The organism is Streptomyces sp. NPDC026538 (genome assembly GCF_055567535.1).
On the sequence record NZ_JBVHQG010000009.1, the window covers coordinates 200,727 to 213,620 of the forward strand.

General features: G+C 69.6%; 11 protein-coding genes and 1 pseudogene. 10 read left to right on the plus strand and 2 right to left on the minus strand.

Annotated elements, in window-relative coordinates; all coding sequences use genetic code 11:
- The first annotated feature begins 5 nt into the window (after positions 1–5).
- The 3 genes from ACZ4N4_RS32420 (at position 6) to ACZ4N4_RS32430 (ending at position 3,571) form a co-directional block, all read left to right on the plus strand.
- Positions 6–1,574: a site-2 protease family protein gene (locus ACZ4N4_RS32420; RefSeq protein WP_467595485.1), complete on the plus strand. Its 1,569-nt coding sequence runs from the start codon at positions 6–8 to the stop codon at positions 1,572–1,574.
- Positions 1,575–1,624: 50 nt separating this feature from the next.
- Positions 1,625–2,527 carry a tRNA (adenine-N1)-methyltransferase gene (locus ACZ4N4_RS32425; RefSeq protein ID WP_360489583.1) on the plus strand — a complete coding sequence of 301 codons (903 nt, stop codon included), beginning with the start codon at positions 1,625–1,627 and terminating at the stop codon, positions 2,525–2,527.
- 462 nt (positions 2,528–2,989) lie between these two features.
- On the plus strand, positions 2,990–3,571 hold the full coding sequence (locus ACZ4N4_RS32430; protein WP_453575347.1) for a hypothetical protein: 582 nt from the start codon (positions 2,990–2,992) through the stop codon (positions 3,569–3,571).
- A 46-nt stretch (positions 3,572–3,617) separates the two neighbouring features.
- On the opposite strand, the gene ACZ4N4_RS32435 is transcribed toward ACZ4N4_RS32430, so the two are convergent.
- Positions 3,618–3,923: a ferredoxin gene (locus ACZ4N4_RS32435; RefSeq protein ID WP_467595488.1), complete on the minus strand. Its 306-nt coding sequence runs from the start codon at positions 3,921–3,923 to the stop codon at positions 3,618–3,620.
- A 535-nt stretch (positions 3,924–4,458) separates the two neighbouring features.
- On the opposite strand from ACZ4N4_RS32435, the gene arc reads away from it, so the two are divergent.
- From arc to prcA, 6 genes and pseudogenes are all read left to right on the plus strand, one after another.
- On the plus strand, positions 4,459–6,225 hold the full coding sequence (arc, locus tag ACZ4N4_RS32440) for a proteasome ATPase (protein ID WP_453575351.1): 1,767 nt from the start codon (positions 4,459–4,461) through the stop codon (positions 6,223–6,225).
- A gap of 244 nt (positions 6,226–6,469) precedes the next feature.
- Positions 6,470–7,981, plus strand: a complete 1,512-nt coding sequence (dop, locus tag ACZ4N4_RS32445; protein ID WP_450758797.1) for a depupylase/deamidase Dop — start codon at positions 6,470–6,472, stop codon at positions 7,979–7,981.
- A 195-nt stretch (positions 7,982–8,176) separates the two neighbouring features.
- Positions 8,177–8,395 (plus strand): ubiquitin-like protein Pup, encoded by a 219-nt coding sequence (locus tag ACZ4N4_RS32450; RefSeq protein WP_351739822.1) that lies wholly within the window; start codon positions 8,177–8,179, stop codon positions 8,393–8,395.
- Between the two features lie 189 nt (positions 8,396–8,584).
- Positions 8,585–8,818, plus strand: a pseudogene (locus tag ACZ4N4_RS32455) (endonuclease domain-containing protein); the annotation flags it as partial.
- Positions 8,770–9,615: a proteasome subunit beta gene (gene prcB, locus ACZ4N4_RS32460; RefSeq protein ID WP_365796801.1), complete on the plus strand. Its 846-nt coding sequence runs from the start codon at positions 8,770–8,772 to the stop codon at positions 9,613–9,615. The pseudogene ACZ4N4_RS32455 and the gene prcB, both read left to right, overlap by 49 nt.
- Before the next feature lie 71 nt (positions 9,616–9,686).
- Positions 9,687–10,445: a proteasome subunit alpha gene (gene prcA, locus ACZ4N4_RS32465; protein WP_453575355.1), complete on the plus strand. Its 759-nt coding sequence runs from the start codon at positions 9,687–9,689 to the stop codon at positions 10,443–10,445.
- A gap of 80 nt (positions 10,446–10,525) precedes the next feature.
- Here the strand turns inward: prcA and ACZ4N4_RS32470 are convergent, their stop codons facing one another.
- Entirely contained in the window at positions 10,526–11,542 is a 1,017-nt protein-coding gene (locus tag ACZ4N4_RS32470) for a LacI family DNA-binding transcriptional regulator (RefSeq protein ID WP_467595492.1), read from the minus strand.
- Between the two features lie 88 nt (positions 11,543–11,630).
- On the opposite strand from ACZ4N4_RS32470, the gene ACZ4N4_RS32475 reads away from it, so the two are divergent.
- A complete protein-coding gene (locus tag ACZ4N4_RS32475; RefSeq protein ID WP_467595495.1) occupies positions 11,631–12,890 on the plus strand; it encodes an MFS transporter in 1,260 nt (419 codons plus the stop codon).
- Positions 12,891–12,894 lie beyond the last annotated feature (4 nt).

The following is a 12,894-nucleotide window of genomic DNA, read 5'->3' on the forward strand; positions in this document are numbered from 1 at the left end:
ACACCGTGGACGTGAGCGGCGGGAGCGGGCAGCCCCGGTCGGACGACGCCGAACCGACCGAGCAGCCCGCAGGTCCTACGGCCCCGACCAACGACGGAGGCCCGGACCCCACCGACGCCCCGACGGATCCCCCACAGGCCGGGACACCCGCCGACACCGGGAAACCGGAGCCGGAGCCGTCCGCGGAACCGCCCACGCCGGAGAACGAGAACGCCAAGACACCTCCCGGTCCACCGGCCTCCAGCCCTGACGGGACCGGCACGCCCGGCGCTCCCGGCCCCGACCATCCCGGCGTCGGCGGTCCCGACCACCCCGGCGTCGGCGGTCCCGACCGCACCGGCGACGGCGGCCCCCACGAGACGGGCGGGCGCGGCCACGCGCACTCCGGCATGGCCAAGGGGCGGCCGCCGCAGCGGCCCAAGGAACCCGGCGGCGGCCTGCTCATGGGGCGGCCCTTCGGCGTCCCCGTCTACGTCGCCCCCAGCTGGTTCGTCGTCGCCGCACTGATCACCTGGGTCTTCGGCGGCCAGCTCGACCGTGTGCTGCCCGAACTCGGCGCCGCCCGCTACCTCGTCTCCCTCTTCTTCGCCATCGCCTTCTACGCCTCCGTCCTGGTCCACGAACTCGCCCACACGGTCGCCGCGATCCGCTTCAAACTCCCGGTCCGCCGCATCCAGCTGCAGTTCTTCGGCGGTGTCTCCGAGATCGAGAAGGAAGCCGAGACCCCCGGACGGGAGTTCGTGCTGGCCTTCGTCGGCCCACTGCTCTCCCTCGTCCTCTCCGGCCTCTTCTACCTCGCCATGCAGCCCGTCGAGCCCGGCACGGTCCCCGGCGTCCTGCTCGCCGGGCTGATGGTCTCCAACCTCATCGTGGCCATCTTCAACCTGCTGCCCGGCCTGCCCCTCGACGGCGGCCGGATGCTCCGCGCGGTCGTCTGGAAGATCACCGGCAGACCCATGAGCGGCACCATCGCCGCCGCCTGGGTCGGCCGCGCCCTCGCCGTCTCCGTCCTGATCGGCCTCCCGCTGCTCAACTACTCGGGCGCCTTCGGCGGCGGCACCGAGGACGCCAACGGCATGGACGCCCTCACCGACGGCCTGCTCGCCGCCGTCCTCGCCGCGATCATCTGGACCGGCGCCGGCAACAGCCTGCGCATGGCACGGCTGCGCGAGCACCTCCCGGAGCTGCGCGCCCGCACCCTCACCCGCCGTGCCGTCCCCGTCGAGACCGAGACCCCCCTCTCCGAGGCCCTGCGCCGCGCCAACGCCGCCGGGGCCCGCGCCCTGGTCGTCGTGGACGCCGACGGCACCCCGCTCTCCCTGGTCCGCGAGGCCGCCATCGTCGGCGTACCCGAGCACCGCCGCCCCTGGGTGGCCGTCAGCGGCCTCGCCCAGGACCTCACCGACGGCATGCGCGTCTCCGCGGAACTGGCGGGCGAGGAACTCCTCGACGTGCTGCGCGCCACCCCCGCCACCGAATACCTGGTGGTCGAGGAGACCGGCGAGATCTACGGCGTCCTCTCGGCAGCGGACGTGGAACGGGCCTTCGTCAGGGCCATGGCGCGGCCGGCCTAGGACAGGCCCTCGTGGTCGGACCCCTCCACAAACCCCGGTAGGCTGTTCACATGTCCGAACCGACCGGTGCCGCCCGCAGGCGCGGGCCCTTCAAGGTCGGGGACCAGGTACAGCTGACCGACCCCAAGGGCCGCCACTACACGTTCACGCTCGAAGCAGGGAAGAACTTCCACACCCACAAGGGCTCCTTCCCGCACGACGAACTGATCGGTGCTCCCGAGGGCAGCGTTGTCCGCACCACCGGCAACGTGGCCTACCTCGCGCTGCGCCCCCTGCTCCCCGACTACGTCCTGTCCATGCCCCGCGGGGCAGCCGTCGTCTACCCCAAGGACGCGGGGCAGATCCTCTCCTTCGCCGACATCTTCCCCGGCGCACGCGTCGTCGAAGCCGGCGTCGGCTCCGGCTCGCTCAGCAGCTTCCTGCTGCGCGCCATCGGCGACCAGGGCATGCTGCACAGCTACGAGCGCCGCGAGGACTTCGCCGAGATCGCCCAGCAGAACGTGGAGCGCTACTTCGGCGGCCCGCACCCCGCCTGGCAGCTCACCGTCGGCGATCTCCAGGACAACCTGTCGGACACCGACGTCGACCGCGTCATCCTCGACATGCTCGCCCCCTGGGAGTGCCTGGAGGCCGTCTCCAAGGCGCTCGTGCCCGGCGGCATCCTCTGCTGCTACGTCGCCACCACCACCCAGCTCGCGCGGACCGTGGAGTCCATCCGCGAGATCGGCTGCTTCAACGAGCCGACCTCCTGGGAGACGATGATCCGCAACTGGCACGTGGAAGGCCTCGCCGTCCGCCCCGACCACCGGATGATCGGCCACACCGGCTTCCTGCTGACCGCGCGCCGCCTCGCCGACGGCGTCGAGCCGCCCATGCGCCGCCGCCGCCCCGCCAAGGGCGCCTACGGCGAGGACTACGAGGGTCCCAACGCCGACGGCGGCGCCGGCCGCTGAGCCGTCCCGTCATCTCCTCGCCGCGTCAACGTACGAGCGTCGCTGCCGAGTTCCCCCGACCCCACCGGAACTCGGCAGCGACGCTCACGCGTTGACACGGCAGGACGTCGACCTGGCTTCCACGCGGCGCAGGACCACGGAGTCCCTCGCCCGTGGACACCAGCCCTGCCGGCCCGGAAGCCGGCTGCGCCACCATGAAAGCCCCTCTCGCCACCGCGGAGGCTTCCCGCCGTCACGGAGGAAGCCCACCCCCGCCGTCGGGGTGGCTTCGCGCCGTCAGGGAGGCCGCGCGTCCGGGGCGGAAGCCGACCGTCGGTGGCGTGGTTCCGGCGCCAGGGAAGGCTCCTCGGCGGCGTCAGCCGCCCGGTGCCGGAAGGCCACCCCGCCGTTCCCCACCCGCTGTGACGTGTGGCACTATGCAGGCCATCCCCACCAGCACAGGCCTCGCAGGAGACACTCCTAGTGCAGCAATCCGTGGTCCCGGAGCTCGCCCACACCGACACCCGCCCCATGCACTGGCTGGCCACGGCCACGGCCCTGACCGGTGTCATCGCGCTGTCATCCCTCTTCCAGCCGGGCGCGGCCAAAGCCGCCCAGCCGACGGCCGGCACCGAGCCGAAGCCCACCCCCGCGGCCACCGCGCCGCCCAGCACCACCGGCGTGGACTTCCCCCTCGACTGCGGTCCCGTGAAGGAGGCGGTCGTCAAGAAGGCCACCGGCGACCTTGACGGCGACGGCAGACCGGAAACCGTGGCGGTGGTCCACTGCGACTCGGCCATGGGCACCCCGCCCGACGGCGTCTACGTCCTCACCCAGGCCGCCGACGCCACCCGGCCCCGTGTCGTGGCCACGCTCGTCGACCCCAAGGACCGGCTCACGGTCACCGACTTCACCCTGGCCGCCAAAACGGTCACCGCGACCCTGCTCGGCTATTCCTCGGACAATGTGCCCAGTTGCTGCCCGGACGTGAAGACCGCCGCCACCTGGCAGTGGAACGGCCACACGTTCGTCCGCTCCACCCCCGCGGCCACCCACAGCGTCTGACCGCCGCACCCGCACGACCCAGGGGCCACGCGGGGTGGCCGGAAAGTCACTCCGCGTCCGGCCCGTACACCTCGACCCGGTCCGTGACCCGGCGCACATGAATGCACTCGCCCGGACATTCCCGCGCCGAATCCACCACGTCCGTCAGCAGCGGCAACGGCACCGGCGCCGTCGCCCCCTTCGTCTGCAGCAGCTCGTCGCCCACGCCCCTCACGTAGGCCAGGCCGTCGATGTCCAGCTCGAACACCTCCGGGGCGTACTGGGCACAGATCCCGTCACCCGTACAAAGATCCTGGTCGATCCAGACCTCAAGCGCCTCCGCGCCGGCCAGGGCCTCCTGCTGCACGGTCATCTCTCCTGCCGTCGAAAGCGCCGGCAGCCGGACCCGGCGGTCACCCGGTCCCGCCCCGGCGGGTGTTGGACTCCCTTGACCCTACCCCCGCCCGAACCGCCCCCGGCCGTGGCCGCCGCCCGCGCACCCACCCGCCCCCCGGCGCCCCCTCCGGCCGCGCACACGGCGCACCGGGCCGCGCGGAGGACGGCGCTCGGCCACCGGATCGATCGACTTGAGCCAACCCCTGGCAGGCGTCCGCGATCACCCGTGCCACCCGGCCGGTTGCTCTGTGTAAGGAGGCCCTCACCGGGGCACAACCCCTGAACCGGCATCGGAGCGGACAACTCCGGTCAGTCACGAAGGGTTTTGACCGTTCCCGGCCCGGAACACGCAGCTTCTAAATCGCGTTGAGTGGGTATCCACCGGGCACGGGGGAGAAGCGATGGGTGACCGACGACACACCTTGACAGTCTTTGTGATCTAGGGGTTTCAATCGACACCCACCCAGGTAGGGTCTGGAAGCGTCCAGCTCCCCTTGGAGGAGGTGAGGACCGTGGCAGCCCACGACGACGACATGAACCGCGGCATCCGCCCGGGACGAGGGTCCGACGACCCCGCCGGGCAGATTGCCTACCTTGAGCAGGAGATCGCCGTCCTGCGACGCAAGCTCGCCGACTCTCCGCGACACACGAGGATTCTCGAAGAGCGGATCGTCGAGCTGCAGACGAACCTGGCCGGCGTGTCCGCCCAGAACGAACGACTCGCGAACACACTCCGCGAGGCCCGCGACCAGATCGTGGCCCTCAAGGAGGAAGTCGACCGACTCGCACAGCCGCCGGCCGGCTTCGGTGTCTTCCTGCAAGCCAACGAGGACGGCACCGCGGACATCTTCACCGGCGGTCGCAAACTGCGGGTGAACGTCAGTCCAAGCGTTGACCTGGACGACCTCAGGCGCGGCCAGGAAGTCATGCTCAACGAAGCGCTCAACGTGGTCGAGGCCATGAAGTACGAGCGCGTCGGCGACATCGTCACCCTCAAGGAGATCCTCGAGGACGGCGAACGCGCCCTGGTACTGGGGCACACCGACGAGGAGCGGGTGGTGCGGCTCGCCGAGCCGCTGCTGGACGTGAACATCCGGCCCGGCGACGCCCTGCTGCTCGAACCCCGCTCCGGCTACGTCTACGAGATCGTTCCCAAGAGCGAGGTCGAGGAACTCGTCCTCGAAGAGGTCCCCGACATCGGCTACGAGCAGATCGGTGGTCTCGGCGGCCAGATCGAGGCCATCCGCGACGCCGTCGAGCTCCCCTACCTCTACCCGGACCTGTTCAAGGAGCACGAACTGCGTCCGCCCAAGGGCGTCCTGCTCTACGGGCCCCCCGGATGCGGCAAGACGCTCATCGCCAAGGCCGTCGCCAACTCGCTGGCCAAGAAGGTCGCCGAGGTCACCGGCCAGGCCGCCGGCAAGAGCTTCTTCCTCAACATCAAGGGCCCCGAACTCCTGAACAAGTACGTCGGCGAGACCGAGCGGCAGATCCGTCTCGTCTTCCAGCGTGCACGGGAGAAGGCCAGCGAGGGCACCCCCGTCATCGTCTTCTTCGACGAGATGGAATCCCTCTTCCGCACCCGCGGCTCCGGTGTCAGCTCGGACGTGGAGAACACCATCGTCCCCCAGCTGCTCGCCGAGATCGACGGTGTCGAAGGCCTGCAGAACGTGGTCGTCATCGGCGCCTCCAACCGCGAGGACATGATCGACCCCGCCATCCTTCGCCCCGGCCGCCTCGATGTGAAGATCAAGATCGAGCGTCCGGACGCAGAGGCGGCCAAGGACATCTTCGGCAAGTACCTCACCGAGCGCCTCCCGCTGCACTCCGACGACGTCGGCGAGCACGCCGGCAGCAAGGCCACCACCGTCGCCAGCATGATCCAGACGGCAGTGGAACACATGTACGCCGAATCCGAGGAAAACCGCTTCCTGGAAGTCACCTACGCCAACGGCGACAAGGAAGTCCTCTACTTCAAGGACTTCAACTCCGGCGCGATGATCGAAAACATCGTCGGACGAGCCAAGAAGATGGCGATCAAGGACTTCCTCGAGCACAAGCAGAAGGGTCTCCGCGTCTCCCACCTCCTCCAGGCCTGCGTGGACGAGTTCAAGGAGAACGAGGACCTGCCCAACACCACCAACCCCGACGACTGGGCCCGAATCTCCGGAAAGAAGGGCGAACGGATCGTCTACATCCGTACCCTCATCACCGGAAAGCAGGGCGCCGACACCGGGCGCTCCATCGACACGGTGGCGAACACCGGGCAGTACCTGTAAAACACAGGGCGGCTGCGGGTGCCCCCACCGGGTACCCGCAGCCGACTGTTTTTCCGGCCAAAACCGGAACCGAGGCGAGCAAGGCAATGACGCAAATGATCTCCCCACCAGCGCAGAGGCGTTCTAGGCTCGTTCCTACCGCCGAGTCGCGCAGTGCGGGGACGGGCACCGCACACGCACCGGAGCACCAGCGGTACGCGAGCGGAGCCCACGACCGAGGGCTCCGCCGGGCAAGGAGGGCCGCATGACCGTACGGCGAGTAATGGGCATCGAGACGGAGTACGGCATCTCCGTCCCCGGCCACCCCAATGCCAATGCCATGCTCACCTCATCCCAGATCGTCAACGCCTACGCGGCGGCGATGCACCGGGCCCGCCGCGCCCGCTGGGACTTCGAGGAGGAGAACCCGCTGCGGGACGCCCGGGGATTCGACCTCGCCCGCGAGGCCGCCGACGCCAGCCAGCTCACCGACGAGGACATCGGCCTCGCAAACGTCATCCTCACCAACGGCGCCCGCCTCTACGTGGACCACGCCCACCCCGAGTACAGCGCCCCCGAGGTCACCAACCCCCGCGACGCCGTCCTCTGGGACAAGGCCGGCGAACGCATCATGGCCGAGGCCGCCGAACGAGCCGCCCAGCTCCCCGGCGCCCAGCCCATCCACCTCTACAAGAACAACACCGACAACAAGGGCGCCTCCTACGGCACGCACGAGAACTACCTGATGAAGCGGGAAACCCCCTTCTCGGACATCGTGCGCCACCTCACCCCCTTCTTCGTCTCCCGCCAGGTCGTCACCGGCGCCGGCCGCGTCGGCATCGGCCAGGACGGCCACGAACACGGCTTCCAGCTCAGTCAGCGTGCCGACTACTTCGAGGTCGAGGTCGGCCTGGAGACGACCCTCAAGCGCCCCATCATCAACACCCGCGACGAGCCGCACGCGGACGCCGAGAAGTACCGCCGGCTGCACGTGATCATCGGCGACGCGAACCTCTCGGAGATCTCGACCTACCTCAAGCTCGGGACCACGGCCCTGGTCCTCTCGATGATCGAGGACGGCTTCATCGCGGTCGACCTCGCCGTCGACCAGCCCGTACGGACGCTCCACCAGGTCTCCCACGACCCCAGCCTCAAGCGCCTCGTCACGCTCCGCAGCGGCCGCACACTCACCGCCGTCCAGCTTCAGATGGAGTACTACGAGCTCTCCCGCAAATACGTCGAGGAGCGCTACGGCGCCGACGCCGACGAACAGACCAGGGACGTGCTGCAGCGCTGGGAGGACACCCTCAACCGCCTGGAGAACGACCCCATGAGTCTCTCCGGCGAACTCGACTGGGTGGCCAAGAAGGAACTCATGGAGGGCTACCGGCGCCGCGACGACCTCGACTGGGACGCCGCCAAGCTCCACCTCCTCGACCTCCAGTACGCCGACGTACGGGCCGAGAAGGGCCTCTACAACCGCCTCGCGGCCCGCGGACGCATCAAGCGGCTGCTGGCCGAGGCCGACGTCGACAAGGCCCGCACGAGCCCGCCGGAGGACACCCGCGCCTACTTCCGCGGCCGCTGCCTCGAGCAGTACGCCGACGACGTAGCCGCCGCCAGCTGGGACTCGGTCATCTTCGACCTCCCCGGCCGGGACAGCCTCCAGCGCGTCCCAACCCTGGAACCGCTACGCGGAACGCGAAATCACGTCAAGGAGCTCCTGGACCGCTGCCGCACCGCAGAAGACCTGGTCAGGGTCCTCTCCGGCGGCTGAACGGGCACCCGGGCCGTACCGGGCGACCGGGGTCAAAATCCCGCCGCCCGGGAATCATCGAGGTGGCCCCCGTACGTTGGAGAAACTGCGGGGCCGATGTCGGACCCGGCTTGTAGGGTCTGATCACCACCGATCGGCAGGAATGCCGACCTGTCGACCATGTCGGGCGAACGCGAACTGAGCGGGGTGAGGGTTATGGCAACCAAGGACACCGGCGGCGGACAGCAGAAGGCCACACGTTCCACCGAGGAGGCCGAGGAGCAGACGCAGGAAGCGCAGGCTTCGGAGGACCTCAAGGAGCGCCACGAGAAGCTGAGCGACGACGTGGACTCGGTGCTGGACGAGATCGACGACGTACTCGAGGAGAACGCAGAGGACTTCGTGCGCTCCTTCGTTCAAAAGGGTGGGCAGTAGACCCCTTTTCCCTTCGAACCGAAGGTGAATGGAGATCGGGAGTGTCGGGGGACCTGAGCGTGAAGCGCTGCGCACGGCCTGGTGACGCCAAGCCGCGCGCAGCCTTCGCAGTCAAGCGGTCGAACCCTCGGCGCCTGTCGGCCTCACCGAGTCAGAGTCCGAGCGCGAGTCGCTGATCGCCTTGCGTCGCTGATCGCCTCGCAACGGGGCGTCCGCCGTATCCGCCCATCCGCCCCCGCCGTTCATGTGGATCACCGCCACAAGACGGGTAGGGTCCGAGGCGTACTGTGCTTCAACTGCAATTCGGCCGTCGGTCTGTTGAGGGACGCCCCCGAGACGATCAACCGAGCAGCCGACTACCTGGAAGGAAACGCGTGGAAGCCAACACTCGTAGCACCGGGCGTCTACCAGCTGCCTTCCTGACGCCTGGGTCCTCTTCGTTCATGGACTTTCTCGGTGAGCACCAGCCGGAGTTGCTGCCCGGCAAGCGGCAGTTGCCGCCCACGCAGGGGGTGATCGAGGCGCCGCACGGGACGACGATCGTCGCGGTGACCTTCCCCGGGGGCGTGGTGCTCGCCGGTGACCGTCGGGCCACGATGGGGAACGTGATCGCCCAGCGCGACATCGAGAAGGTGTTCCCGGCCGACGAGTACTCGGCGGTCGGCATCGCCGGCACCGCCGGCCTCGCCGTGGAGATGGTCAAGCTCTTCCAGTTGGAGCTGGAGCACTTCGAGAAGGTCGAGGGTGCGCAGCTGTCTCTGGAGGGCAAGGCGAACCGGCTGTCGACGATGATCCGTTCCAACCTCGGCATGGCGATGCAGGGGCTGGCGGTCGTGCCGCTGTTCGCCGGGTTCGACGTGGACCGGGGCAAGGGGCGGATCTTCTCGTACGACGTCACCGGTGGCCGTTCCGAGGAGCACAACTTCTCCGCGACGGGCTCCGGCTCGGTCTTCGCGCGCGGGGCCATGAAGAAGCTGTTCCGTGAGGACCTGAGCGAGGAGCAGGCGACCACACTGGTGGTGCAGGCCCTGTACGACGCGGCCGACGACGACTCGGCGACCGGTGGTCCCGATGTCGCCCGCCGGATCTACCCGATCATCACCGTGATCACCGAGGACGGGTTCCGCCGGCTCACCGACGACGAGTCCTCCGAGCTCGCCCGCGCGGTGCTGGCGCGCCGTCTGGAGGAGCCGGACGGTCCGCGCGCGGCGCTGCTCTGAGGCGCTCGGCGCTTGTTGTGAAGGTGATCCCAGTGACTTCGACGGAACCCTAAGGAAGGGGACGGATACCGGTGTCGACGCCGTTCTATGTCTCACCTCAGCAGGCCATGGCGGACCGTGCGGAGTACGCCCGGAAGGGCATCGCGCGCGGTCGGAGCCTGGTGGTGCTCCAGTACGCCGACGGCATCGTGTTCGTCGGTGAGAACCCCTCCCGTGCGCTGCACAAGTTCAGCGAGATCTATGACCGGATCGGTTTCGCGGCCGCCGGTAAGTACAACGAGTACGAGAATCTGCGGATCGGTGGTGTGCGCTATGCCGACCTGCGTGGTTACACCTATGACCGTGACGATGTGACGGCGCGTGGTCTTGCCAACGTCTATGCGCAGACGCTGGGCACGATCTTCTCCAGTGCGGCCGAGAAGCCGTACGAGGTGGAGTTGGTGGTCGCCGAGGTCGGGGAGACCCCGGAGGGTGACCAGATCTATCGGCTGCCGCACGACGGTTCGATCGTGGACGAGCACGGTTCGGTCGCGGTCGGTGGCAATGCGGAGCAGATCAGCAGTTATCTGGACCGTGAGCACCGGGACGGTATGACGCTCGCGGAGGCTCTGAAGCTGGCGGTGACGGCTCTGTCGCGGGAGTCGAACGGCACGCAGCGGGAGATTCCGTCGGAGCGGCTGGAGGTTGCGGTGCTGGACCGTACGCGTCCGCAGAAGCGCAAGTTCAGGCGTATCGGCGGCCCGCAGCTGTCCCGGTTGCTGGAGTCACAGGGTGCGGCCACGGCTGTGGCCACCGACGAGGCGGAGGAGTCCGGCGGAGACGTCGAGTAGTCCCCGCTGCCACCCGCTCTGTGCGCCCCGTCCGGCGAGTCGTCCGGGCGGGGCGCGGGTGTGTGCGGCTCAGACAGGCCCTAGGACTTCCGCGGGGGCGCTGTGGAGCCTCGTACGACCAGTTCGACGGGGATGTCCCGGCCTTCCGGCGTGCGGCCTTCCATGACGGCGAGGAGGGCGTGCATGCCGCGTTCGCCGAAGAGTTCGGCGTCCAGTCGTACGGTCGTGAGTTCGGGGTCGATGGCGGTGGCGAGGGCGAGGTCGTCGAGGCCGGTGACGGAGATGTCGTCGGGGATCCGCAGGCCGTGGCGGCGCAGGGCCTTGTAGGCGCCGGCGGCGAGTTTGTCGTCGTCGCAGACGAGGGCGGTGGGGTGGGGGCCGGGTGCGGCGAGGGCGGCCTCGGTGGCCGTGCGGGCGCCTTCGATGGAGATCGGGGCGTGGACGGTGTGTACCGAGGTGCCGGGTACCTGTGCCGTGCGTGCGGCCAGTTCGCGGGCACGGACCTCGAAGGTCCAGGAGGCGACGTCGGCGGCCAGGTGGAGGAAGCGGCGGTGGCCGAGGCCCAGCAGGTGTTCGGCCGCCTGACGTACGCCGTCGGCGATGTCCAGGTTGACGGTGGCGGCTCCGAGGCTGCCGTCCGGGTCGCTGTCGAGCATCACCAGGGGGAGCTGGTCGCCGCGGATGGCGGTGAGGGCGTCGGCGGCCATGGAGGAGGCGATGACGCCGTCGAGGGCGGCCTGGGCGGAGGCGAAGGGGTCTCGGATGGGGCCGATGCCTTCGGGGGAGGGGTAGAGGACCACGCCGAAGCCGTGGTCGGCGGCCACGCGGGCGGCGCCGGTGTAGACGCCGGCGAAGAACTCGGTGGTGAGGGCGGGGACGACGAGGAGGACGGTGCGGGTGTGGCCGAGGCGGAGGTTGCGGGCGGCGAGGTTGGGGCGGTAGCCGAGGTCGCGTGCGGCTTCCCGGACGCGTGCGGCGGTGGCCTCGGAGACGCGGCCGCGCCATTTGTCGCCGAGGACGAGTGACACGGCTGCCTGGGAGACGCCGGCGGCCTGGGCGACGTCGCGGCTCGTCGGGCGCGTGCTGCTGCGTGCCACCGGGTGCGGGCTCCTTCGTCTGGACGTGTGAACTGCGCACATGGTACGTATGGGAGCCGAGGTTATACGTAAAACTTGGAGGCGGATCATGGCCGCGGGATACCTGGAGATCCTCAGGGCGAGGCACGCGGTCCGCCTGCTGACGGGCACCTTGGTGGGCCGACTGCCGAACGCCACGGCCGCGCTCGCGATCGTGCTGTTCGTACGTGCGCAGGGCGGTACGTACAGCCTGGCGGGGGTGCTCGCGGCCGTGTACGGGGTCGCCAACGCGGTGGGTCAGCCGGTGCTGGGCCGGTTGGTGGATGTGCACGGGCAGCCGCGGGTCCAGTTGCCCGCGGCTGTCGCGTCGGCTCTCGCCATGGCCGGTTTCGCCTTCGCCGGCACCGATGCGCTGCCGCCGGCGTACGCGTGCGTGGCCGCGGCGGGCCTGTTCACGCCTCCCCTGGAGGGCGGTCTGCGCGCCCTGTGGCCGAGTGTGCTCGGCAAGGAGGACCAGGTGCACACGGCGTATGCCATGGACGCGGTGGCGCAGGAAGTCATGTTCACGGTGGGGCCGTTGCTGGTGACGTTGTGCGTGTCGCTGTGGTCGGCGCAGGCGGCGCTGCTGGTGGTGAACGCGGTGGGCGTGCTCGGTGCGCTCTCCGTGGTCCTCTCGCCGCCCTCGCGCGCGTGGCGTTCGGCGCCGCGCGAGGCGCACTGGCTGGGCGCGCTGCGGTCGTCCGGGCTGTTGGCGCTGCTGGGCGCGTTCCTGTTCGTCGGGATCGCGATGGGTTCCATCACGGTGGCGTCGGTGCCGTACGCGGACGAGCACGGCGGTGACGGGGTGTACGGCTGGATGATGGCGGGGCTCGGGCTGGGCGCGCTGCTCGGTGGCTCGGTGTACGGGGCGCGGCGGTGGCATGGGGAGCCGGCGGTGCGACTGCGGGTGCTGGTGGCGCTTCTGGCGGTGTGTTATCTGCCGCTGATGGTGATGCCGGATGCGGTGGCCATGGTGTTGCTCACCGTGCTGGCGGGGGTGTTCCTGGCGCCGGCGATCGCATGTGCGTTCGTGCTGGTGGACCGGCACGCGCCGATGGGGACGGTTACCGAGGCTTTCTCCTGGCTTGTGACGACGTTCACAGTGGGGGCCTCGGTCGGAACGGGCCTGGCGGGCCCGGTCGTCGAGGCGGGCGGGGCGCTGTGGGGCTTCGCGGTGCCGGGTGCGGCGGGGGGCGTGTCGTTGCTGGTCCTGATGGCCACGGGGCGGGTCCTCGCAGCTCCCGGTGGTGGCGCGGTGGTTGCGGCTTCATCGGAAAATGATCCAAATCGTGCTGCCGAACCCCGTTTCAGCTCAGGGGATCGGGCGTAATGTT

Bases quoted from the DNA above. Each gene is read 5' to 3' on its own strand.
- ACZ4N4_RS32425 (WP_360489583.1), top strand. From the start codon at position 1,625: ATGTCCGAACCGACCGGTGCCGCCCGCAGGCGCGGGCCCTTCAAGGTC.
- ACZ4N4_RS32435 (WP_467595488.1), bottom strand. From the start codon at position 3,923: ATGACCGTGCAGCAGGAGGCCCTGGCCGGCGCGGAGGCGCTTGAGGTC.
- dop (WP_450758797.1), top strand. From the start codon at position 6,470: ATGACCGTACGGCGAGTAATGGGCATCGAGACGGAGTACGGCATCTCC.
- ACZ4N4_RS32450 (WP_351739822.1), top strand. From the start codon at position 8,177: ATGGCAACCAAGGACACCGGCGGCGGACAGCAGAAGGCCACACGTTCC.
- ACZ4N4_RS32475 (WP_467595495.1), top strand. From the start codon at position 11,631: ATGGCCGCGGGATACCTGGAGATCCTCAGGGCGAGGCACGCGGTCCGC.